General features: G+C 44.9%; 30 protein-coding genes. All 30 read left to right on the top strand.

The genetic code is table 11. The features are described from left to right. The first annotated feature begins 42 nt into the window (after window positions 1-42). The 30 genes from rplL to rplO all read left to right on the top strand — a co-directional run bounded on the left by rplL (window position 43) and on the right by rplO (window position 23095). The gene (rplL, locus tag BTA31_RS21755) at window positions 43-414 is read left to right on the top strand and encodes a 50S ribosomal protein L7/L12 (protein WP_043925497.1); all 372 of its coding nucleotides are present in this window, start codon (window positions 43-45) and stop codon (window positions 412-414) included. A gap of 139 nt (window positions 415-553) precedes the next feature. Next, window positions 554-1159: a class I SAM-dependent methyltransferase gene (locus BTA31_RS21750; protein ID WP_043925498.1), complete on the top strand. Its 606-nt coding sequence runs from the start codon at window positions 554-556 to the stop codon at window positions 1157-1159. Window positions 1160-1409: 250 nt separating this feature from the next. Further along, complete coding sequence (gene rpoB / locus BTA31_RS21745; RefSeq protein ID WP_076794185.1) at window positions 1410-4991, top strand: DNA-directed RNA polymerase subunit beta; 3582 nt, start codon at window positions 1410-1412, stop codon at window positions 4989-4991. A 59-nt stretch (window positions 4992-5050) separates the two neighbouring features. Further along, entirely contained in the window at window positions 5051-8650 is a 3600-nt protein-coding gene (rpoC, locus tag BTA31_RS21740) for a DNA-directed RNA polymerase subunit beta' (protein ID WP_043925500.1), read from the top strand. A gap of 120 nt (window positions 8651-8770) precedes the next feature. Further along, window positions 8771-9019 carry a 50S ribosomal protein L7ae-like protein gene (locus BTA31_RS21735; RefSeq protein ID WP_043925501.1) on the top strand — a complete coding sequence of 83 codons (249 nt, stop codon included), beginning with the start codon at window positions 8771-8773 and terminating at the stop codon, window positions 9017-9019. A gap of 104 nt (window positions 9020-9123) precedes the next feature. Further along, window positions 9124-9540 carry a 30S ribosomal protein S12 gene (gene rpsL / locus BTA31_RS21730; RefSeq protein ID WP_003178315.1) on the top strand — a complete coding sequence of 139 codons (417 nt, stop codon included), beginning with the start codon at window positions 9124-9126 and terminating at the stop codon, window positions 9538-9540. A 165-nt stretch (window positions 9541-9705) separates the two neighbouring features. After that, window positions 9706-10176: a 30S ribosomal protein S7 gene (gene rpsG, locus BTA31_RS21725; protein WP_076762588.1), complete on the top strand. Its 471-nt coding sequence runs from the start codon at window positions 9706-9708 to the stop codon at window positions 10174-10176. Window positions 10177-10225: 49 nt separating this feature from the next. After that, window positions 10226-12304 carry an elongation factor G gene (gene fusA, locus BTA31_RS21720; RefSeq protein WP_076794182.1) on the top strand — a complete coding sequence of 693 codons (2079 nt, stop codon included), beginning with the start codon at window positions 10226-10228 and terminating at the stop codon, window positions 12302-12304. Window positions 12305-12423: 119 nt separating this feature from the next. Then, entirely contained in the window at window positions 12424-13614 is a 1191-nt protein-coding gene (tuf, locus tag BTA31_RS21715; RefSeq protein WP_043925504.1) for an elongation factor Tu, read from the top strand. 320 nt (window positions 13615-13934) lie between these two features. Beyond that, window positions 13935-14243, top strand: coding sequence for a 30S ribosomal protein S10 (gene rpsJ, locus BTA31_RS21710; RefSeq protein ID WP_003156464.1), 309 nt, complete (start codon window positions 13935-13937; stop codon window positions 14241-14243). 38 nt (window positions 14244-14281) lie between these two features. Continuing rightward, window positions 14282-14911 carry a 50S ribosomal protein L3 gene (rplC, locus tag BTA31_RS21705; RefSeq protein ID WP_076794179.1) on the top strand — a complete coding sequence of 210 codons (630 nt, stop codon included), beginning with the start codon at window positions 14282-14284 and terminating at the stop codon, window positions 14909-14911. A gap of 27 nt (window positions 14912-14938) precedes the next feature. Then, window positions 14939-15562, top strand: coding sequence for a 50S ribosomal protein L4 (gene rplD / locus BTA31_RS21700; protein ID WP_043925506.1), 624 nt, complete (start codon window positions 14939-14941; stop codon window positions 15560-15562). Beyond that, window positions 15562-15849: a 50S ribosomal protein L23 gene (gene rplW, locus BTA31_RS21695; RefSeq protein WP_003178328.1), complete on the top strand. Its 288-nt coding sequence runs from the start codon at window positions 15562-15564 to the stop codon at window positions 15847-15849. Before rplD ends, rplW begins: the two co-directional genes overlap by 1 nt. 31 nt (window positions 15850-15880) lie before the next feature. After that, window positions 15881-16714 carry a 50S ribosomal protein L2 gene (gene rplB / locus BTA31_RS21690; RefSeq protein WP_043925507.1) on the top strand — a complete coding sequence of 278 codons (834 nt, stop codon included), beginning with the start codon at window positions 15881-15883 and terminating at the stop codon, window positions 16712-16714. Between the two features lie 57 nt (window positions 16715-16771). After that, window positions 16772-17050 carry a 30S ribosomal protein S19 gene (gene rpsS / locus BTA31_RS21685; RefSeq protein WP_006640321.1) on the top strand — a complete coding sequence of 93 codons (279 nt, stop codon included), beginning with the start codon at window positions 16772-16774 and terminating at the stop codon, window positions 17048-17050. Between the two features lie 17 nt (window positions 17051-17067). After that, on the top strand, window positions 17068-17412 hold the full coding sequence (gene rplV, locus BTA31_RS21680; RefSeq protein WP_020449862.1) for a 50S ribosomal protein L22: 345 nt from the start codon (window positions 17068-17070) through the stop codon (window positions 17410-17412). A 3-nt stretch (window positions 17413-17415) separates the two neighbouring features. Further along, window positions 17416-18072 (top strand): 30S ribosomal protein S3, encoded by a 657-nt coding sequence (gene rpsC / locus BTA31_RS21675; RefSeq protein WP_023855912.1) that lies wholly within the window; start codon window positions 17416-17418, stop codon window positions 18070-18072. Between the two features lies 1 nt (window position 18073). Continuing rightward, on the top strand, window positions 18074-18508 hold the full coding sequence (gene rplP / locus BTA31_RS21670) for a 50S ribosomal protein L16 (RefSeq protein ID WP_006640324.1): 435 nt from the start codon (window positions 18074-18076) through the stop codon (window positions 18506-18508). Further along, window positions 18498-18698: a 50S ribosomal protein L29 gene (gene rpmC / locus BTA31_RS21665; RefSeq protein WP_003178343.1), complete on the top strand. Its 201-nt coding sequence runs from the start codon at window positions 18498-18500 to the stop codon at window positions 18696-18698. The genes rplP and rpmC overlap by 11 nt, the downstream gene beginning before the upstream one ends. Window positions 18699-18722: 24 nt before the next feature. Continuing rightward, window positions 18723-18986 (top strand): 30S ribosomal protein S17, encoded by a 264-nt coding sequence (rpsQ, locus tag BTA31_RS21660; RefSeq protein ID WP_003178345.1) that lies wholly within the window; start codon window positions 18723-18725, stop codon window positions 18984-18986. Window positions 18987-19027: 41 nt separating this feature from the next. After that, a complete protein-coding gene (gene rplN / locus BTA31_RS21655) occupies window positions 19028-19396 on the top strand; it encodes a 50S ribosomal protein L14 (protein WP_020449864.1) in 369 nt (122 codons plus the stop codon). Between the two features lie 35 nt (window positions 19397-19431). Continuing rightward, on the top strand, window positions 19432-19743 hold the full coding sequence (gene rplX / locus BTA31_RS21650) for a 50S ribosomal protein L24 (protein WP_043925508.1): 312 nt from the start codon (window positions 19432-19434) through the stop codon (window positions 19741-19743). Between the two features lie 25 nt (window positions 19744-19768). Then, window positions 19769-20308, top strand: coding sequence for a 50S ribosomal protein L5 (rplE, locus tag BTA31_RS21645; protein ID WP_043925509.1), 540 nt, complete (start codon window positions 19769-19771; stop codon window positions 20306-20308). A 22-nt stretch (window positions 20309-20330) separates the two neighbouring features. Next, window positions 20331-20516, top strand: a complete 186-nt coding sequence (rpsN, locus tag BTA31_RS21640; protein ID WP_003178353.1) for a 30S ribosomal protein S14 — start codon at window positions 20331-20333, stop codon at window positions 20514-20516. A 31-nt stretch (window positions 20517-20547) separates the two neighbouring features. Further along, on the top strand, window positions 20548-20946 hold the full coding sequence (gene rpsH / locus BTA31_RS21635) for a 30S ribosomal protein S8 (RefSeq protein WP_003178355.1): 399 nt from the start codon (window positions 20548-20550) through the stop codon (window positions 20944-20946). Between the two features lie 29 nt (window positions 20947-20975). Next, entirely contained in the window at window positions 20976-21512 is a 537-nt protein-coding gene (gene rplF / locus BTA31_RS21630) for a 50S ribosomal protein L6 (RefSeq protein ID WP_043925510.1), read from the top strand. A 31-nt stretch (window positions 21513-21543) separates the two neighbouring features. Continuing rightward, the gene (gene rplR / locus BTA31_RS21625; RefSeq protein ID WP_043925511.1) at window positions 21544-21906 is read left to right on the top strand and encodes a 50S ribosomal protein L18; all 363 of its coding nucleotides are present in this window, start codon (window positions 21544-21546) and stop codon (window positions 21904-21906) included. A gap of 24 nt (window positions 21907-21930) precedes the next feature. Beyond that, entirely contained in the window at window positions 21931-22431 is a 501-nt protein-coding gene (gene rpsE, locus BTA31_RS21620; RefSeq protein ID WP_023855910.1) for a 30S ribosomal protein S5, read from the top strand. Window positions 22432-22444: 13 nt separating this feature from the next. After that, window positions 22445-22624: a 50S ribosomal protein L30 gene (gene rpmD / locus BTA31_RS21615; RefSeq protein WP_043925512.1), complete on the top strand. Its 180-nt coding sequence runs from the start codon at window positions 22445-22447 to the stop codon at window positions 22622-22624. 30 nt (window positions 22625-22654) lie between these two features. Then, entirely contained in the window at window positions 22655-23095 is a 441-nt protein-coding gene (gene rplO / locus BTA31_RS21610; protein ID WP_003178364.1) for a 50S ribosomal protein L15, read from the top strand. The last annotated feature ends 1 nt before the right edge of the window (window position 23096 follow it).

The following is a 23096-nucleotide window of genomic DNA, read 5'->3' as shown; positions in this document are numbered from 1 at the left end:
TTGTCAGTATCTAAAAAATAAAACAAAATGGAGGAATTACAAATGGCTTTAAATATCGAAGAAATCATTGCTTCCGTTAAAGAAGCAACTGTACTTGAATTGAACGACTTAGTAAAAGCAATCGAAGAAGAATTCGGCGTAACTGCTGCTGCTCCTGTAGCTGTAGCTGGCGGAGCTGCTGCAGGCGGTGCTGCTGAAGAACAAACTGAATTTGATCTTGTTCTTGCTGGTGCAGGAGATCAAAAAATCAAAGTTATCAAAGTGGTTCGTGAAATCACTGGTCTTGGCTTGAAAGAAGCTAAAGAACTTGTTGACAACACTCCAAAACCTCTTAAAGAAGGTATTGCGAAAGAAGAAGCTGAAGAGCTTAAAGCTAAACTTGAAGAAGTTGGCGCTTCTGTAGAAGTTAAGTAATCTTCACCTAATCTTTAGGGGAAAGCTCGCTTTTAAAAGCGGGCTTTTTCTTTGCTAATTAATTGTAGTCCCTTCCGCATAAGATAAGCCATCTTGTTTCAAGATATCTTGAGAGTTCACCAACTGAGGAGGTTCTGTGATGACTGACCATTATTATTCGGAAAAACCTTCAGCAAAAAGCAGCAGATCAACGTGGGCATTTCACTTGAGAAACCGGACGTTTACTTTTATCAGCGACAGCGGAGTTTTTTCAAAAAGAGAAGTGGACTTTGGCTCAAGGCTGCTGATTGAAGCTTTCCGGGAACCGGATGCAGAAGGTGATTTTTTGGATGTAGGCTGCGGCTATGGCCCGATTGGTCTTTCGCTTGCTGCGGATTTCGAAGATCGAATGGTTCACATGATCGATGTTAATGAAAGAGCTGTCGAACTTTCGAAGGAAAACGCGTTAAATAATCAGATCGACAACATAAAGATCTATCAGAGTGATCTGTTTGCCAACGTCGAACCTGCAAAAAAATTCGCTTCTATTATTACTAATCCCCCCATACGCGCCGGGAAAAAAACTGTGCACGCCATCTTTGAAAAAAGCGCTGAACATTTGCGGCCTTCAGGAGAGCTGTGGGTCGTCATTCAGAAAAAACAAGGCGGGCCTTCTGCCATTGAAAAATTAAAAGAACTTTTTGCGGACGTTGAAGTCGTTCACAAAAAGAAAGGGTACTATATCATCAAAGCAAAAAAAGTTTGACTCGGATTTTCAGCTATGTTAATATTATAAAATGCCAATGTATATATTTTGCTGCTGTTTTCAAGAAACGCCTAGGTTTGTATAAAATATACATTATTGGGAACACTAATAAAATCGGTATTTTGTTTTTGGATGTGGTTTTCTAAATTAGAAACCCTTTTTTCTTTTGTCTTGTAAAAGTATTTCTTACATATTTGCGGAAGAAATGCTTGTTACACATATATTACGCATGATTTGAGGGGTGAATCAGTTGACAGGTCAACTAGTTCAGTATGGACGACACCGCCAGCGCAGAAGCTATGCACGCATTAGCGAAGTGTTAGAATTACCAAATCTCATTGAAATTCAAACCTCTTCTTATCAGTGGTTTCTTGATGAGGGTCTTAGAGAGATGTTTCAAGACATATCGCCAATTGAGGATTTCACTGGTAACCTCTCTCTGGAATTTATCGACTACAGCTTGGGCGAGCCTAAGTATCCGGTAGAAGAATCAAAAGAGCGCGATGTGACCTACTCAGCTCCGCTGCGGGTTAAAGTTCGCTTAATCAACAAAGAGACCGGCGAAGTAAAGGATCAGGATGTCTTCATGGGTGATTTCCCTATTATGACAGACACTGGAACCTTTATTATCAACGGTGCGGAACGGGTCATTGTATCTCAGCTCGTTCGTTCTCCAAGTGTATATTTTAGTGGTAAAGTAGACAAAAACGGTAAGAAAGGTTTTACCGCGACTGTCATTCCAAACCGTGGCGCATGGTTAGAATACGAGACTGATGCGAAAGATGTTGTTTACGTACGCATCGATCGCACACGTAAGTTGCCGGTTACGGTTCTTTTGCGTGCTCTTGGCTTCGGATCTGACCAAGAGATCATTGATCTCATCGGTGAAAACGAGTATTTGCGCAATACGCTTGATAAAGATAATACGGAAAACACCGATAAAGCGCTTCTTGAAATCTACGAGCGTCTTCGTCCAGGGGAGCCGCCTACAGTAGAAAACGCAAAAAGCCTGCTTGATTCAAGGTTCTTTGATCCGAAAAGATATGACCTTGCAAGTGTAGGACGTTATAAAATTAATAAAAAGCTTCACATCAAAAACCGACTGTTTAATCAGCGGCTTGCTGAAACGCTGGTCGATCCTGAAACAGGCGAAATCCTTGCCGAAAAAGGCGCGATTTTAGACAGAAGAACGCTTGACAAAGTCCTGCCGTACCTTGAAAACGGAATCGGTTTTAAAAAGCTGTATCCGAACGGCGGAGTTGTCGAAGATGAAGTGACGCTTCAGTCTATCAAAATCTATGCCCCGACAGATCAAGAAGGGGAGCAGACAATCAATGTGATTGGAAATGCTTATATTGAAGAAGGCGTTAAAAATATTACACCTTCTGATATTATCTCTTCCATCAGCTATTTCTTTAACCTGCTTCACGGAGTGGGCGATACCGACGATATCGACCATTTAGGAAACCGCCGTCTCCGTTCAGTGGGAGAGCTTCTGCAAAACCAATTCCGTATCGGTTTAAGCAGAATGGAGCGTGTTGTTCGTGAAAGAATGTCTATTCAAGATACAAACACGATCACGCCGCAGCAGCTGATCAATATTCGCCCTGTCATCGCATCAATTAAAGAGTTTTTCGGAAGCTCGCAGCTTTCTCAGTTTATGGATCAAACGAATCCGCTTGCTGAGCTGACGCATAAGCGCCGTCTGTCAGCGCTCGGACCGGGCGGTTTGACCCGTGAGCGCGCCGGAATGGAAGTCCGTGACGTTCACTATTCCCACTACGGCCGGATGTGTCCGATTGAAACCCCTGAGGGTCCAAACATCGGCTTGATCAACTCGCTTTCTTCATTCGCGAAAGTGAACCGTTTCGGCTTCATCGAAACGCCTTATCGCCGCGTTGACCCTGAGACTGGAAAAGTAACGCCGAGAATCGATTACTTGACAGCTGATGAAGAAGACAACTATGTCGTTGCCCAGGCAAACGCACGCCTGAATGATGACGGATCTTTTGTGGACGACAGCATCGTCGCCCGTTTCAGAGGGGAGAACACCGTTGTTCCGAAAGACCGCGTCGACTATATGGACGTTTCGCCTAAACAGGTTGTCTCTGCCGCGACTGCATGTATTCCTTTCTTGGAAAACGATGACTCAAACCGTGCCCTTATGGGAGCGAACATGCAACGTCAGGCTGTACCTCTTATGCAGCCTGAATCGCCGATCGTCGGAACCGGAATGGAGTATGTATCTGCGAAAGACTCCGGTGCCGCTGTTATTTGCCGCCACCCTGGAATCGTTGAACGGGTGGAAGCGAAAAACATCTGGGTGCGTCGCTATGAAGAAGTCGACGGCCAGAAAGTCAAAGGGAACCTTGATAAATACAGCCTGCTGAAGTTTGTTCGTTCCAACCAGGGAACTTGCTACAACCAGCGTCCGATCGTAAGCGTCGGTGATGAGGTTGTAAAAGGTGAAATTTTAGCTGACGGTCCGTCCATGGAAAAAGGTGAGCTTGCCCTTGGACGCAACGTCATGGTCGGCTTTATGACATGGGATGGCTACAACTACGAGGATGCCATCATCATGAGTGAACGCCTTGTAAAAGACGACGTATACACGTCTATTCATATTGAAGAATACGAATCAGAAGCCCGGGATACTAAGCTCGGACCTGAAGAAATCACACGCGATATTCCAAACGTCGGCGAAGACGCTCTTCGCAATCTTGATGAACGCGGAATTATCCGTGTCGGTGCTGAAGTGAAAGACGGAGATCTTCTTGTTGGTAAAGTAACGCCTAAAGGTGTTACTGAGCTTACAGCCGAAGAGCGCCTGCTTCACGCCATCTTCGGAGAAAAAGCGCGTGAAGTTCGCGATACGTCGCTGCGTGTACCTCACGGAGGCGGCGGTATCATCCTTGATGTAAAAGTGTTCAACCGCGAAGACGGAGACGAACTGCCTCCGGGCGTTAACCAGCTCGTCCGCGTCTACATCGTTCAGAAGCGTAAAATTTCTGAAGGGGATAAAATGGCCGGACGCCACGGTAACAAAGGTGTTATTTCGAAAATCCTTCCGGAGGAAGATATGCCGTATCTGCCTGACGGAACGCCGATTGACATCATGTTAAACCCGCTGGGCGTACCATCGCGTATGAACATCGGGCAGGTGTTGGAGCTTCACCTTGGTATGGCTGCACGCCGCCTCGGTCTCCATGTCGCGTCACCGGTATTTGACGGTGCCCGTGAAGAAGACGTGTGGGAAACGCTTGAAGAAGCCGGCATGTCAAGAGACGCAAAAACCGTCCTTTACGACGGCCGAACTGGAGAGCCGTTTGACAACCGTGTTTCTGTCGGTATCATGTACATGATCAAACTGGCTCACATGGTTGACGACAAATTGCACGCACGTTCAACAGGTCCTTACTCACTCGTTACTCAGCAGCCTCTCGGAGGTAAAGCGCAGTTCGGTGGACAGCGTTTTGGAGAGATGGAAGTTTGGGCGCTTGAAGCTTACGGTGCAGCATACACGCTTCAAGAAATCCTGACTGTTAAATCGGATGATGTCGTAGGCCGTGTGAAAACATACGAAGCCATCGTAAAAGGCGACAATGTTCCAGAACCTGGTGTTCCGGAATCATTCAAAGTATTGATCAAAGAGCTTCAAAGCTTAGGTATGGACGTCAAAATTCTATCAAGCGACGAAGAAGAAATCGAAATGAGAGACTTGGAAGACGACGAAGACGCGAAACAAAACGAAGGGCTTTCTCTGCCGAATGATGAAGAGTCCGAAGAGTTCGTTTCTGCTGACGCAGAACGCGATGTCGTCACAAAAGAATAAACGAATGATATACGCAAGTGACAGGGTATAACCCGAAGATAAAAAGGGAGGTAGGCCCCTTGCTGGATGTGAACAATTTTGAGTATATGAACATCGGTCTCGCTTCACCTGACAAAATCCGTTCATGGTCTTACGGAGAAGTGAAAAAGCCTGAAACAATCAACTATCGTACTTTGAAACCTGAAAAAGATGGTCTCTTCTGCGAGCGCATTTTCGGTCCTCAAAAGGACTGGGAATGCCACTGCGGAAAGTACAAGCGGGTTCGTTATAAAGGCGTAGTCTGCGACCGTTGTGGAGTTGAAGTAACCCGGGCTAAAGTCCGTCGTGAGAGAATGGGGCATATCGAGCTGGCAGCCCCGGTTTCTCACATCTGGTATTTTAAAGGTATTCCGAGCCGTATGGGTCTTGTGCTGGATATGTCTCCGCGCGCATTGGAAGAAGTCATTTACTTTGCTTCTTACGTTGTAACAGATCCGGCCAATACACCGCTTGAGAAAAAACAGCTTCTTTCTGAAAAAGAGTACCGCGCGTACCTTGATAAATACGGAAATAAGTTCCAAGCATCAATGGGTGCTGAAGCGATTCATAAGCTCCTTCAGGATATCGACCTCGATAAAGAAGTGGATATGCTGAAAGAAGAGCTTAAAACGTCACAAGGACAGCGCCGCACACGTGCGATCAAACGCTTGGAAGTATTGGAAGCATTCCGCAACTCCGGAAATAAGCCGTCATGGATGATCCTGGACGTTCTTCCGGTCATTCCGCCTGAGCTGCGACCTATGGTACAGCTTGACGGTGGACGTTTTGCAACTTCCGATCTGAACGATTTGTACCGCCGTGTCATCAACCGAAACAATCGTTTAAAACGTCTCTTGGATCTTGGAGCGCCAAGCATTATCGTGCAAAACGAAAAGCGCATGCTTCAAGAAGCCGTAGACGCGTTGATCGATAACGGACGCAGAGGCCGTCCTGTTACAGGTCCGGGAAACAGACCGTTAAAATCCCTTTCTCACATGCTGAAAGGTAAACAAGGCCGTTTCCGTCAAAACCTTCTCGGTAAACGTGTTGACTACTCAGGACGTTCGGTTATCGTCGTAGGTCCGAACCTGAAAATGTATCAATGCGGTCTTCCGAAGGAAATGGCGCTGGAACTGTTCAAGCCATTCGTCATGAAAGAGCTTGTTGAAAAAGGTCTTGCTCACAACATTAAGAGTGCGAAGCGTAAAATTGAGCGCGTTCAGCCGGAAGTCTGGGATGTCCTTGAATCAGTTATCAAAGAACACCCTGTGCTTCTCAACCGTGCACCTACGCTTCACAGATTGGGTATTCAGGCGTTTGAGCCAACGCTTGTTGAAGGCCGTGCCATCCGTCTTCATCCGCTTGTATGTACGGCATACAACGCTGACTTTGACGGAGACCAAATGGCGGTTCACGTTCCTTTATCAGCAGAGGCGCAAGCTGAGGCGCGCATTCTTATGCTTGCTGCGCAAAACATCCTGAACCCTAAAGACGGAAAACCGGTTGTTACGCCGTCTCAGGATATGGTACTTGGAAACTACTATCTGACGCTGGAACGCTCTGGTGCAGTCGGCGAAGGTATGGTTTTCAAAGATACGGATGAAGCGCTTCTTGCTTATCAAAACGGATATGTTCATTTGCATACGAGAGTAGCCGTTGCGGTTAACTCCCTGAAAAATGAAACATTTACAGAAGAACAGCGTTCCAAGCTGCTCATTACAACTGTCGGAAAACTGATCTTCAACGAAATTCTTCCGCCGTCGTTCCCGTACATGAACGAACCGACGAAGAGCAACATTGAAGAAAAAACGCCTGACCGTTTCTTCTTGGATTACGGTGCAGATGTTAAAGAAGCCATCAAGAACCAGGAAATCAACCAGCCGTTCAAAAAAGGCATTTTGGGTAAAATCATTGCGGAGATCTTCAAAAGATTCCATATTACAGAAACATCAAAAATGCTTGACCGCATGAAAAACCTCGGCTTTAAATATTCTACAAAAGCCGGAATTACGGTTGGTGTTTCCGATATCGTCGTATTGGATGACAAACAGGAAATCCTTGAAGAAGCGCAAGGAAAAGTCGATAACGTGATGAAGCAGTTCAGACGCGGTCTGATTACTGAAGAAGAGCGTTATGAACGGGTCATTTCCATCTGGAGTGCAGCTAAAGATACGATCCAAGGCAAGCTGATGAAATCCTTGGATGAAATCAACCCGATCTACATGATGAGTGATTCCGGAGCCCGGGGTAACGCATCAAACTTTACGCAGCTTGCGGGTATGCGCGGTCTGATGGCCAACCCGGCTGGACGGATCATCGAACTTCCGATCAAGTCAAGTTTCCGCGAAGGTTTAACGGTACTCGAGTACTTTATTTCTACTCACGGTGCGCGTAAAGGTCTTGCGGATACGGCCCTGAAGACAGCCGACTCAGGTTACCTGACACGCCGTCTCGTAGACGTAGCCCAAGACGTCATCATTCGTGAGACTGACTGTGGTACCGACCGAGGCATTCTTGCCAAGGCCATCACGGAAGGCACAGAAGTGATCGAGCGTCTTGAAGAGCGTCTTGTCGGCCGATTCGCGAGAAAACCTGTTAAACATCCGGAAACAGGAGAAGTGCTCGTGAATGAAAACGAGCTGATCGACGAAGATAAAGCGCTCGAAATTGTCGAAGCAGGCATTGAAGAAGTGTGGATCCGCTCCGCATTTACATGTAATACGTCACATGGTGTATGTAAACGATGCTACGGCCGCAACCTGGCAACAGGAACCGATGTCGAAGTCGGGGAAGCAGTCGGAATCATCGCTGCCCAGTCCATTGGTGAGCCGGGTACACAGTTAACGATGCGTACCTTCCATACGGGCGGGGTTGCCGGAGACGATATTACACAAGGTTTGCCGCGTATCCAGGAATTGTTTGAAGCGCGAAACCCTAAAGGTCAAGCGACAATCTCTGAAATTGACGGTGTCGTGGCCGAAATTAATGAAGTCCGCGATAAACAGCAGGAAATCGTCGTTCAGGGCGAAGTTGAAAGCCGTTCATATACGGCGCCTTACAACGCGCGCCTGAAAGTCACTGAAGGAGAGAAAATTTCCCGTGGTCAAGTACTGACAGAAGGTTCGGTCGATCCGAAAGAGCTTCTAAAAGTCACTGACATCACCGCGGTGCAAGAATACCTCCTTCATGAAGTGCAGAAGGTTTATCGTATGCAAGGGGTTGAAATCGGAGATAAGCACGTCGAGGTTATGGTTCGCCAGATGCTTCGCAAAGTGCGTGTCATTGATGCCGGCGACACGGATGTGCTGCCAGGCACGCTGCTCGATATTCACCAGTTTACAGAAGCAAACAAAAAAGTTCTGCTTGAAGGCAAACGCCCTGCAACAGGCCGTCCGGTGCTTCTCGGTATCACCAAAGCATCGCTTGAAACGGATTCCTTCCTGTCTGCCGCGTCATTCCAGGAAACAACACGTGTCCTGACAGATGCCGCGATCAAAGGAAAACGTGATGAGCTTCTCGGCCTGAAAGAGAATGTTATCATCGGTAAGCTTGTTCCTGCTGGAACGGGTATGCTGAACTATCGTAAAGTGAAGCCGGTATTGCAAGTCCAATCATCTGATGAAATGGTTCCGGCTGAATAGATAAAAAAATCCTAAAGAAGGATGTCACTAAAAATTGTCATCATCTGTTGACATCCTTCTTTCAGGATGATAATATAACCAAGGTGCTCAATTTAAACCTGTTACTTTGGAGGATATATGATGTCTTATGATAAAGTATCACAGGCTCAATCTATTATTATCGGTACGAAGCAGACAGTCAAAGCGCTGAAGCGCAATTCTGTTAAGGAAGTCGTCGTAGCAGAAGACGCTGATCCTTGTCTGACGTCTGGTGTTATTAACCTGGCAAATGAACAAGGGGTTCCCGTCTCAATGGCAGAGTCCATGAAAAAGCTCGGCAAAGCCTGCGGAATTGAAGTCGGAGCTGCAGCTGTTGCCATTATTCAATAACGTACTCGTTGTTTTTGCTTTTATGCAAAGGCATTGTTTTTTGCTTTTAAATGAACCACCTGGGTATGTGGGTTATAAAACATGATGAAGGGAGGAAATACAAAATGCCTACAATTAATCAGCTAGTCCGCAAAGGACGCGTAAGCAAAGTTGAAACATCTAAGTCTCCAGCACTTAACAAAGGATACAACAGCTTCAAGAAAGAGCACACTAACGTATCTTCACCACAAAAACGCGGAGTATGTACCCGTGTTGGTACTATGACACCGAAGAAGCCGAACTCAGCGCTTCGTAAATATGCCCGTGTTCGCTTAACTAACGGAATCGAGGTTACGGCCTACATTCCTGGTATCGGACACAACCTGCAAGAGCACAGTGTCGTATTGATCCGCGGTGGACGTGTAAAAGACTTACCGGGGGTACGCTACCACATCGTGCGTGGTGCACTTGATACTGCCGGAGTTGAAAACCGTGCACAAGGCCGTTCTAAATACGGTACAAAACGTCCTAAGAAAAAATAATTGCGTTTAAATACAAATAATAGGGTTTTTAAAAGCAAGGAGTTCTGGCAATGCTGTTAAGGGCATCAGGCTTTTCGCGCCAAGCGTCAGTTTGATCCCGGCAGCTGAACCGTGAAATCCCTCTGCTTACTGTAAACCCGTAACAAGAGAAGGGAGGATAATCAGATGCCACGTAAAGGTCCTGTAACAAAAAGAGACGTTTTACCTGATCCGCTTTACAACTCTAAACTGGTTACTCGTTTGATCAACAAAATGATGATCGACGGTAAAAAAGGTAAAGCTCAAACAATCCTATACAAGTCATTCGATATTATTAAAGAACGTACCGGCAACGATGCAATGGAGGTTTTCGAACAAGCATTGAAGAACATCATGCCAGTGCTTGAAGTTAAAGCACGCCGCGTAGGTGGTGCGAACTACCAAGTACCTGTAGAGGTTCGTCCTGAACGCCGTACGACTCTTGGACTTCGCTGGTTAGTAAACTACGCTCGTCTTCGTGGAGAAAAAACGATGGAAGAGCGTTTAGCTAACGAAATCCTTGATGCAGCTAACAACACTGGTGCTGCTGTTAAGAAACGTGAAGATACTCATAAGATGGCTGAAGCAAACAAAGCGTTCGCTCACTATCGCTGGTAATCTCACACGACAAAATATTATTCCCTAAGAAGGAAGGAGAAAAGACCCAATGGCAAGAGAGTTCTCCTTAGAAAAAACTCGTAATATCGGAATCATGGCTCACATCGATGCCGGTAAAACGACAACAACTGAACGTATCTTGTTCTACACAGGCCGTATCCATAAAATTGGTGAAACTCATGAAGGGGCTTCCCAAATGGACTGGATGGAGCAGGAACAAGAACGCGGTATCACAATCACATCTGCTGCAACAACTGCACAGTGGAAAGGCTACCGCGTAAACATCATCGACACACCAGGACACGTAGACTTCACAGTTGAGGTTGAACGTTCCCTGCGCGTACTTGATGGTGCCGTTGCCGTTCTTGACGCACAATCAGGCGTTGAGCCGCAAACTGAAACAGTTTGGCGTCAGGCAACAACTTACGGAGTACCTCGTATCGTATTTGTCAACAAGATGGACAAAACGGGTGCGGACTTCCTTTACTCTGTAGGAACTCTTAGAGACCGTCTTGAGGCGAACGCTCACGCGATCCAATTACCGATTGGCGCCGAAGACAATTTCGAAGGGATCATTGACCTTGTAGAAAACGTTGCGTACTACTATGAAGATGATCTCGGAACACGCTCTGATGCGCGTGAAATCCCTGCCGAGTACAAAGACAAAGCTGAAGAGCTTCGCGCTAGCTTGATTGAAGCTGTCGCTGAGCTTGATGAAGAGCTTATGATGAAGTACTTGGAAGGCGAAGAAATCACAATTGACGAGCTGAAAGCGGCAATCCGCAAAGGAACTTGTAACGTTGAGTTCTATCCGGTTCTTTGTGGTTCGGCTTTCAAAAACAAAGGTGTTCAATTGGTGCTTGACGCAGTTCTTGACTACCTGCCGTCTCCAACTGACGTACCAGCAATCAAAGGTACTCTGCCTGATTCTGAAGAAGAGGTTACTCGTGAATCTTCTGACGACGCACCTTTCTCAGCACTTGCATTTAAAGTTATGACTGACCCTTACGTTGGTAAATTGACGTTCTTCCGTGTGTACTCAGGAACTCTTGATTCCGGTTCATACGTGAGAAACTCAACAAAAGGTAAACGTGAGCGCGTCGGCCGTATCCTGCAAATGCACGCCAACAGCCGTGAAGAAATCGCTACTGTGTACGCAGGGGATATCGCTGCTGCTGTAGGTTTGAAAGACACGACTACAGGGGACACGCTTTGCGACGAGAAAAACCTTGTTATTCTGGAATCAATGGAATTCCCTGAGCCTGTTATCCACGTTGCAATCGAGCCTAAATCTAAGGCTGACCAAGACAAAATGTCCACTGCACTGGCTAAATTGGCTGAAGAGGATCCAACATTCCGTGCGCATACTGACCCTGAAACAGGTCAAACGATCATCGGCGGTATGGGTGAGCTTCACCTTGATATCATCGTTGACCGTATGAAACGCGAATTTAAAGTTGAAGCCAACGTTGGTGCACCTCAAGTTGCGTATCGTGAAACATTCCGTGCGAGCGCGCAAGTTGAAGGTAAATTCGTACGTCAGTCTGGTGGACGCGGACAGTTCGGACACGTTTGGATCGAATTCTCTCCAAACGAAGAAGGAAAAGGCTTTGAGTTCGAAAACGCAATCGTCGGTGGTGTCGTTCCTCGTGAATACATTCCGGCTGTTCAAGCAGGGCTTGAAGATTCACTTCAAAATGGTGTAGTCGCAGGTTACCCTGTTATCGACATCAAAGCGAAACTGTTTGACGGTTCTTACCACGATGTCGACTCAAACGAAATGGCGTTTAAAATTGCTGCTTCAATGGCGCTTAAAAACGCGGCAAGCAAGTGTAGCCCGGTTATTCTTGAGCCGATCTCTAAAGTTGAAGTCGTTATCCCAGAAGAATACATGGGAGACATCATGGGTGACATTACATCACGCCGCGGTCGCGTAGAAGGTATGGAAGGACGCGGAAACGCTCAAGTCGTTCGCGCGATGGTTCCACTTTCTGAAATGTTCGGTTACGCTACGGCTCTCCGTTCAAACACACAAGGACGCGGTACGTTCACAATGGTCTTTGACCACTACGAAGAAGTGCCTAAGAGCATTGCTGATGAGATCATCAAAAAAAATCAAGGTGAATAATTGATTTTGCCTCTTCATTAAAGTATAAATACTATTGTAAGATGAGAAAGTGAAACATCGCTTTCACTTTCTATCACTCTATATAACAAAAACTAACCTTTTTAAGGAGGATTTTCAGAATGGCTAAAGAAAAATTCGACCGTTCCAAATCACATGCCAACATTGGTACAATTGGACACGTTGACCATGGTAAAACTACATTAACAGCTGCTATCACAACTGTGCTTCATAAGAAATCTGGTAAAGGTACTGCTATGGCATACGACCAAATCGACGGTGCTCCAGAAGAGCGTGAGCGCGGTATCACAATCTCTACTGCACACGTTGAGTACGAAACAGAAACTCGTCACTATGCACACGTTGACTGCCCAGGACACGCTGACTATGTTAAAAACATGATCACTGGTGCTGCACAAATGGACGGAGCGATCCTTGTTGTTTCTGCTGCTGACGGCCCAATGCCGCAAACTCGTGAGCACATTCTTCTTTCTCGTAACGTAGGTGTGCCTTACATCGTAGTATTCTTGAACAAATGCGACATGGTAGACGACGAAGAGCTTCTTGAACTAGTTGAAATGGAAGTTCGCGATCTTCTTTCTGAGTATGAGTTCCCTGGTGACGATGTACCAGTTATCAAAGGTTCAGCTCTTAAAGCTCTTGAAGGTGACGCTGATTACGAAGCTAAAATCTTCGAACTGATGGATGCGGTTGATGAATACATCCCAACTCCAGAGCGCGATACTGAAAAACCGTTCATGATGCCGGTTGAGGACGTATTCTCAATCACTGGTCGTGGAACAGTTGCAACTGGACGCGTTGAGCGCGGACAAGTTAAAGTCGGTGACGAAGTTGAAATCATCGGTCTTCAAGAAGAAAACAGCAAAACAACTGTTACAGGTGTTGAAATGTTCCGTAAGCTTCTTGATTATGCTGAAGCTGGTGACAACATCGGTGCACTTCTTCGCGGTGTATCTCGTGAAGATATCCAACGCGGTCAAGTACTTGCTAAACCAGGTACAATCACTCCGCACAAAAAATTCAAAGCTGAAGTTTACGTTCTTTCTAAAGAAGAAGGCGGACGTCACACTCCATTCTTCTCTAACTACCGTCCTCAGTTCTACTTCCGTACAACTGACGTAACGGGTATCATTCAGCTTCCTGAAGGCGTAGAAATGGTTATGCCTGGAGACAACATCGAAATGACCGTTGAATTGATTTCAACAATTGCGATCGAAGACGGAACTCGCTTCTCTATCCGTGAAGGCGGACGTACAGTTGGTTCTGGCGTAGTTTCTTCTATCACTGAATAATACTTATAAAATAAAAAACGAGATCCAGCCGGGTCTCGTTTTTTATTTGCTCTGTCATGTTAATGGGATTTATTTTCCGCCTGTAAGTCCTTGATTATCATTGCTGGAATCTGTATAATAAAAAAAGTGTGCAAAAGCCGGTAATATTCAATATTACCTTGCAACATGCCTATAAATTTTGTATAATAGTGCATGTTGGTCTTTGACTGCGATGAAGTGAGAGGTTGCTGACACACCCGGCCGCTTTGCCATGGCAAGGTGATTCAGGTTTTTCTCACGGAGAATTGTCTAATGTAAGTAGGCGAAAAGGAGGGAAAATAATGGCAAAACAAAAAATTCGTATTCGTTTAAAAGCGTATGATCATAGAATCCTTGATCAATCTGCTGAGAAGATTGTTGAAACGGCTAAACGTTCCGGAGCCAGCGTTTCTGGTCCGATTCCGTTGCCAACTGAGAAATCAGTTTACACAATCCTTCGTGCGGTGCACAAATACAAAGATTCTCGTGAGCAATTTGAAATGCGTACACATAAACGTTTAATCGACATTGTGAACCCAACACCACAAACTGTCGATGCTCTAATGCGATTAGATTTACCATCTGGTGTCGATATCGAAATTAAACTTTAATCTAAAATATAGAATGATCTTTATAGGAGGTGTGACGAATGACCAAAGGAATCTTAGGAAGAAAAATTGGTATGACGCAAGTTTTCGCAGAAAACGGTGATCTTATTCCGGTAACTGTTATTGAAGCTGCTCCTAACGTTGTACTTCAGAAGAAAACTTCTGAAAACGACGGCTATGAAGCGATTCAGATCGGTTTTGACGACAAGCGTGAGAAGCTTGCCAACAAACCGGAAAAAGGACACGTTGCAAAAGCGGAAACTGCTCCTAAGCGCTTCGTTAAGGAATTACGCGGAGTGGATATGGGTGCGTATGAAGTTGGTCAGGAAGTCAAAGTTGATATTTTCTCTAACGGAGAAGTCGTAGATGTAACAGGAACATCGAAAGGTAAAGGTTTCCAAGGCGCTATCAAACGCCACGGACAATCTCGCGGACCTATGTCTCACGGTTCACGCTACCATCGTCGTCCTGGTTCAATGGGACCGGTAGACCCTAACCGTGTATTCAAAGGTAAACTGTTGCCTGGACGTATGGGCGGAGAGCAAATCACTGTTCAAAACCTTGAAATCGTAAAAGTGGATGCAGAGCGCAACCTTCTTTTAGTTAAAGGTAACGTTCCTGGTGCAAAAAAATCACTAGTCACTGTTAAAAGTGCTGTTAAATCTAAATAATTCTCTTAGGAAAGGAGGAAATTGATCATGCCAAAAGTAGCTTTATATAACCAAAACGGTTCTACTGCTGGTGATATCGAATTAAACGACTCTGTATTTGGAATCGAGCCAAATGAGAGCGTAGTATTCGACGCTATTCTTATGCAAAGAGCTTCCTTACGTCAAGGAACTCATAAAGTAAAAAATCGTTCTGAAGTACGTGGCGGAGGTCGTAAACCTTGGCGTCAAAAAGGTACCGGCCGTGCTCGTCAGGGATCTATCCGTTCACCGCAATGGCGCGGAGGTGGTATCGTATTCGGTCCTACACCACGCAGCTATGCATATAAATTACCGAAAAAAGTTCGCCGCTTGGCTATCAAATCAGCATTGTCTTCTAAAGTGAATGACAACAACTTGATCGTTCTTGAAGATCTTACTCTTGATGCGGTTAAGACAAAAGAAATGGCAGTTATCCTTAAAGGTCTGTCTATCGAGAAGAAAGCTTTAATCGTAACTGCGGATGCAAACGAGACAGTTGAACTATCTGCTCGCAACCTTCCAGGAGTTACTGTTGTTGAAGCTAACGGAATCAACGTCCTCGATGTTGTCGGTCACGAGAAGCTTGTGATGACAAAAGCAGCGGTTGAAAAAGTAGAGGAGGTGCTTGCATAATGAAAGATCCTCGTGATGTTCTAAAGCGCCCCGTCATTACTGAACGTTCTGCTGATTTAATGACTGAAAAGAAGTATACGTTTGAAGTAGACGTAAAAGCCAACAAAACAGAAGTGAAAGACGCTGTTGAACAAATCTTTGGAGTGAAGGTTGAAAAAGTCAACATCATGAACTACAAAGGGAAATTCAAACGTGTCGGCCGCTACTCTGGTATGACGAACAAACGCAGAAAAGCGATTGTCAAGCTTACTGAAGACAGCAAAGAAATCGAAATTTTTGAAGCTTAATTATTTGTGAAAAGAAGGAGGGAAATTCAAAATGGCGATTAAAAAGTACAAACCGACCTCTAACGGACGTCGCGGCATGACAACTTCTGATTTCGCAGAAATCACGACAGATCAGCCGGAAAAATCCTTGCTTTCTCCGCTTCACAAAAAAGGCGGACGCAACAACCAAGGTAAATTAACTGTACGTCATCAAGGCGGCGGACATAAACGCCAATACCGTATTATCGACTTCAAACGCGATAAAGATGGTATACCTGGACGCGTTGCTACAGTTGAGTACGATCCAAACCGTTCAGCTAACATTGCTCTAATTAACTATGTAGACGGAGAAAAACGCTACATCCTGGCTCCTAAGGGCCTTCAAGTAGGTACTGAAATTATGTCAGGTCCAGAAGCTGACATTAAAGTAGGTAACGCACTTCCGCTGATCAACATCCCTGTTGGTACAGTTGTGCACAACATTGAATTAAAACCTGGAAAAGGCGGACAGCTTGTACGTTCAGCTGGTACATCTGCCCAAGTTCTTGGTAAAGAAGGAAAGTACGTTCTTGTACGTCTGAACTCTGGTGAAGTTCGCATGATTCTTTCAGCTTGCCGCGCAACAATCGGTCAAGTGGGTAACGAACAGCATGAACTGATCAACATCGGTAAAGCAGGACGTTCACGCTGGAAAGGCATCCGTCCTACAGTTCGCGGTTCTGTTATGAACCCTAACGATCACCCGCACGGTGGTGGTGAAGGACGCGCGCCAATCGGACGTAAATCACCTATGTCTCCATGGGGTAAACCAACTCTTGGATTCAAAACTCGTAAGAAAAAGAACAAATCAGATAAATTCATCGTACGTCGTCGTAAAAATAAATAACGGGGTTGTCTACGGTTCGTATCGGACCGTAGTGCAATCACGAAGGGAGGTTCCAAAATGGCTCGCAGCTTAAAAAAAGGACCATTTGTCGATGATCATCTAATGACAAAAATCGAGAAATTAAATGAAACGGATAAGAAACAAGTTGTGAAAACTTGGTCTCGCCGTTCTACTATTTTCCCGCAATTTATCGGTCACACAATCGCAGTCTATGATGGACGCAAACATGTGCCTGTTTACATCTCTGAAGATATGGTAGGTCACAAGTTGGGTGAATTCGCACCGACTCGTACTTACAAAGGTCATGCTAGTGATGACAAAAAAACAAGACGCTAATGAGAGGAGGCTTTTAAATGCAACAAGCTAAAGCTGTCGCAAGAACAGTCCGTATTGCTCCTCGTAAGGCACGTCTAGTAATGGACCTGATTCGAGGCAAGCAAGTAGGTGAAGCAGTATCGATCTTAAACCTTACGCCAAAAGCTGCTTCCCCGATTATTGAAAAAGTTTTAAAATCTGCTATCGCTAACGCTGAGCACAACTACGAAATGGATGCAAACAACCTGGTAGTTACTCAAGCTTACGTAAACGAAGGCCCGACGTTGAAAAGATTCCGTCCGCGCGCTATGGGACGTGCAAGCCAAATCAACAAACGTACGAGCCACATTACTATCGTTGTATCAGAAAAGAAGGAGGGATAACTCGTGGGTCAAAAGGTAAATCCAGTCGGTCTTCGTATTGGGGTTATACGTGATTGGGAATCTAAGTGGTACGCTGGTAAAGATTACGCTGACTTCCTTCACGAAGATCTAAAAATCCGTGAATTTATTAATCAACGCCTGTCTGACGCTTCTGTTTCTAAAGTGGAAATTGAGCGTGCGGCAAACCGTGTAAATATTACGATCCACACAGCTAAGCCTGGTATGGTTATCGGTAAAGGCGGCTCTGAAGTCGAAGCGCTTCGCAAAGCCCTTAACAGCCTTACTGGCAAGCGTGTACACATTAACATTCTTGAAATCAAGAGAGCTGATCTTGATGCTCAGCTAGTTGCTGATAACATTGCTCGTCAATTGGAAAACCGTATTTCATTCCGTCGTGCGCAAAAGCAACAAATCCAACGCACAATGCGCGCTGGTGCACAAGGTGTGAAAACAATGGTATCCGGTCGTCTTGGCGGAGCTGACATCGCTCGTTCTGAATACTACAGTGAAGGAACTGTTCCATTGCACACTTTGCGTGCAGACATCGACTATGCTACATCTGAAGCCGACACAACTTACGGCAAGCTTGGTGTAAAAGTCTGGATCTATCGTGGAGAGGTTCTTCCTACTAAGAAGAAAACTGAGGAAGGAGGAAAATAATATGTTAATGCCAAAACGCGTTAAATATCGCAGAGAGCATCGCGGAAAAATGCGCGGCCGTGCGAAAGGCGGCACGGAAGTGCATTTCGGTGAATACGGTATCCAAGCTCAAGAAGCTTCTTGGATCACAAACCGCCAAATCGAAGCAGCTCGTATTGCGATGACTCGTTACATGAAACGTGGCGGTAAAGTTTGGATCAAAATTTTCCCTTCTAAGCCTTATACAGCTAAGCCTCTAGAGGTTCGGATGGGTTCCGGTAAAGGTGCTCCTGAAGGATGGGTAGCTGTTGTAAAACCGGGCAAAGTTTTATTTGAAATTTCTGGTGTGTCTGAGGAAGTCGCTCGTGAAGCTCTTCGTCTTGCATCTCACAAATTGCCAATTAAAACGAAGTTCGTAAAACGTGAAGAAATTGGTGGTGAATCAAATGAAAGCTAATGAAATTCGTGACCTTACCACTGCTGAAATTGAACAAAAAGTAAAGTCTCTTAAAGAAGAACTTTTCAATCTTCGCTTTCAATTAGCGACAGGACAACTTGAAAATACTGCTCGCATTCGTGAAGTGCGCAAGTCAATCGCGCGCATGAAAACTGTGATTCGGGAAAGAGAAATTGCTGCCAACAAATAATTCCGGAGGGAGGTTCTCTAAAACATGAGCGAACGCAATCAGCGCAAAGTCTACCAAGGACGTGTTGTTTCTGACAAAATGGATAAAACCATCACAGTTGTTGTAGAAACTTACAAAAAACATTCACTCTACGGTAAGCGCGTAAAGTACTCTAAAAAATTCAAAGCACATGATGAAAATAATCAAGCTAAAATCGGTGACATTGTAAAGATCATGGAAACTCGTCCATTATCTGCGACTAAACGTTTTCGTCTAGTTGAAGTTGTCGAAGAAGCTGTTATTATCTAATAAAGTTCGGAAATCCTTTTTCCGAAGGGAGGTAACAAATAATGATTCAACAAGAGACTCGTTTAAAAGTAGCTGATAACTCTGGTGCCCGTGAAGTGTTAACAATCAAGGTACTTGGCGGTTCTGGACGCAAAACAGCTAACATTGGTGATGTCATTGTTTGCACGGTTAAACAAGCAACACCAGGAGGCGTTGTCAAAAAAGGTGAGGTCGTAAGAGCTGTAATCGTACGTTCTAAGAGCGGTGCGCGCAGAAATGACGGATCTTACATTAAATTCGATGAGAATGCATGTGTTATCATCCGTGACGACAAAAGCCCGCGCGGAACTCGTATCTTCGGACCTGTAGCACGTGAACTTCGTGATAACAACTTCATGAAAATTGTTTCTCTAGCTCCAGAAGTACTTTAATGATATTAATGCCGGACTAAGGAGGTGCGATCAGGATGCATGTTAAAAAAGGCGATAAAGTAATGGTTATCTCTGGTAAAGACAAAGGGAAACAAGGTGTGATCCTTGCAGCTTTCCCTAAAAAAGACCGCGTTCTTGTTGAGGGTGTCAACATGGTGAAGAAGCACGCAAAGCCGACTCAAGCAAACCCTCAAGGCGGGATTTTAAATCAAGAGGCGCCAATTCATGTGTCAAACGTAATGCCGCTCGATCCTAAAACAGGTGAAGTGACTCGCGTAGGATACAAAGTAGAAAATGGCAAAAAAGTTCGTATTGCAAAAAAATCTGGGCAAGTTCTAGATAACTAGTAATAAAGGAAGGGAGGTCTATCTCATGAACCGCCTTAAAGAAAAGTACAGTAAAGAAATTACACCTGCATTAATGAAAAAGTTCGAATACAAATCTGTGATGCAAGTGCCTAAAATCGAAAAAATCGTAATCAACATGGGTGTTGGTGACGCTGTTCAAAATGCTAAAGCTATCGATAGCGCTGTTGAAGAACTAACGTTTATCGCTGGTCAGAAACCTGTCGTTACTCGTGCGAAGAAATCTATTGCTGGATTCCGTCTTCGTGAAGGAATGCCAATCGGTGCGAAAGTAACTCTTCGCGGAGAGCGCATGTACGATTTCCTTGATAAACTAATTTCTGTTTCTTTACCGCGTGTACGTGACTTCCGCGGAATTTCAAAAAAATCTTTTGACGGTCGCGGTAACTACACACTAGGAATCAAAGAACAGCTGATCTTCCCTGAAATTGACTATGATAAGGTAACTAAAGTTCGCGGTATGGATATCGTTATTGTAACGACTGCCAACACTGATGAAGAAGCTCGTGAACTGTTAACTCAATTAGGTATGCCATTCCAGAAATAATCAATGAAAGGGAGGCGAAATCGTGGCTAAAAAGTCAATGATTGCGAAACAAAAACGCACACCGAAGTTTAAAGTACAAGAGTACACTCGCTGCGAACGCTGCGGCCGTCCGCACTCAGTTATTCGTAAATTTAAACTTTGCCGTATTTGTTTCCGTGAACTTGCATATAAAGGACAAATTCCTGGCGTTAAAAAAGCCAGCTGGTAATCCCCGTTTATGGGAAGGAGGTTATTAAATAATGGTTATGACAGATCCGATTGCAGATATGCTGACTCGTATTCGTAATGCAAACATGGTGCGTCATGAGAAGCTCGAAATTCCTGCTTCTAAGTTGAAAAGAGAAATCGCTGAAATCTTGAAAAGAGAAGGTTTCATCCGTGACGTAGAATTCATTGAAGATAACAAACAAGGCATCATCCGTGTTTTCTTGAAATACGGACAAAACAACGAGCGTGTCATCACTGGCCTTAAAAGAATCAGCAAACCAGGTCTGCGCGTTTACGCTAAGTCAAACGAAGTGCCTCGCGTACTTAATGGACTTGGAATCGCAATTCTTTCTACATCACAAGGTGTGTTAACGGATAAAGAAGCCCGCGCTAAACAGGCTGGCGGAGAAGTATTAGCATACGTTTGGTAAGAAGTTTAACATGAATGGAGGTGTTTGGTATGTCTCGTGTAGGTAAGAAGCTACTTGAGATTCCTTCAGGCGTTACAGTTACTATGAACGACAACACTGTAACCGTGAAAGGACCAAAAGGAGAATTAACTCGTACGTTTCATCCTGATATGAAGATTAAAATTGAGGACAATGTACTTACTGTAGAACGTCCTTCTGATAATAAAGAACACCGTGCGCTGCATGGCACAACTCGCAGCATCATCGGAAACATGGTTGAAGGTGTATCTAAAGGTTTTGAAAGAGGTTTGGAATTAGTCGGTGTCGGTTACCGTGCTTCTAAATCCGGAAACAAACTTGTTTTGAACGTTGGATACTCTCACCCTGTAGAAATCGTTCCTGAAAACGGAATTGAAATCGAAGTTCCATCTCAAACAAAAGTAGTTGTAAAAGGTACAGATAAAGAACGTGTTGGAGCTACCGCTGCAAACATTCGCGCTGTACGTTCTCCAGAGCCTTACAAAGGCAAAGGGATCCGCTATGAAGGAGAAATGGTTCGTCGTAAAGAAGGTAAATCTGCTAAGTAAAACCGCTTAATGTGAGAAAGGAGTGACCCAGATGATTACGAAAACAAGCAAGAATGCTGCACGTCTTAAAAGACACGCTCGTGTTCGTGCGAAGCTTTCAGGAACCCCTGAAAGACCTCGTCTAAATGTTTTCCGTTCAAACAAAAATATTTACGCACAAGTGATCGATGACGTGAACGGTGTTACACTTGTGAGTGCATCTACTCTTGATAAAGACTTTAACGCTGAAAATGGCAGCGATACGTCTGCGGCTGCAAAAGTTGGAGAGCTTGTTGCAAAACGCGCTTCTGAAAAAGGTATCACAAATGTCGTGTTCGACCGTGGCGGTTACCTTTACCATGGACGTGTAAAAGCATTAGCTGATGCTGCACGCGAAGCTGGATTAGAATTTTAATAAAAGAAGGAGGGACATATGAATATGCGTCGTATTGACCCAAGCAAATTAGAGTTAGAAGAACGCTTAGTTACCGTTAACCGCGTAGCGAAAGTTGTTAAAGGTGGTCGTCGTTTCCGTTTCGCAGCTCTAGTCGTTGTCGGTGACAAAAACGGTCACGTTGGTTTCGGAACTGGTAAAGCACAAGAAGTTCCGGAAGCGATTCGCAAAGCTGTTGAAGATGCGAAAAAGAATTTGATCGAAGTACCAATGGTTGGAACTACAATTCCACACGAAATCATCGGACGTTTCGGTGCAGGAAACATCTTGTTAAAACCTGCTTCTGAAGGTACGGGAGTTATCGCTGGAGGCCCAGTACGTGCGGTACTTGAGCTTGCAGGTGTAGCTGATATCCTTTCTAAGTCTTTAGGTTCTAACACACCGATCAACATGATCCGTGCAACAGTCCAAGGTTTAAGCGAACTGAAACGCGCTGAGGACGTTGCGAAGCTTCGTGGAAAATCTGTAGAAGAACTGTTAGGATAAGGAGGGAACATTAATGGCTAAATTAGAAATTACCCTCAAACGCAGTGTAATCGGACGCCCGGAAGATCAGCGCACTACTGTAAGAACGCTCGGTTTAAAGAAAACAAACCAAACTGTCGTTCATGAAGACAACGCTGCAATCCGCGGTATGATTAACAAAGTATCTCATTTAGTTTCTGTTAAAGAACTTTAAAAATAAACGATAGGCTAAGGAGGTGTCCAAATGAAACTTCATGAATTAAAGCCCGCAGAAGGTTCACGTAAAACGCGCAACCGCGTAGGTCGTGGTATTGGTTCTGGTAACGGTAAAACAGCTGGTAAAGGTCATAAAGGTCAAAACGCTCGTTCTGGCGGCGGTGTACGTCCTGGATTCGAGGGTGGACAAATGCCTTTGTTCCAACGTCTTCCTAAACGCGGTTTCACAAACATCAACCGCAAGGAATTCGCTGTGGTCAACCTAGACAAACTCAACAGCTTTGCAGAAGGGACGGAAGTTACTCCTGAACTTCTTTTAGAAACAGGTGTAATCAGCAAGTTGAAATCTGGAGTGAAAATTCTTGGCGACGGTAAATTAGAAAAGAAATTAACTGTTAAAGCCAATAAATTCTCCGCTTCTGCTAAACAAGCAATTGAGGCTGCTGGCGGTACAGCTGAGGTGATCTAAC

Origin of the sequence: Bacillus haynesii (genome assembly GCF_001969855.1) — a bacterium.
Classification (GTDB): domain Bacteria; phylum Bacillota; class Bacilli; order Bacillales; family Bacillaceae; genus Bacillus; species Bacillus haynesii.
This window is presented reverse-complemented; position numbering and strand designations above follow the sequence as displayed.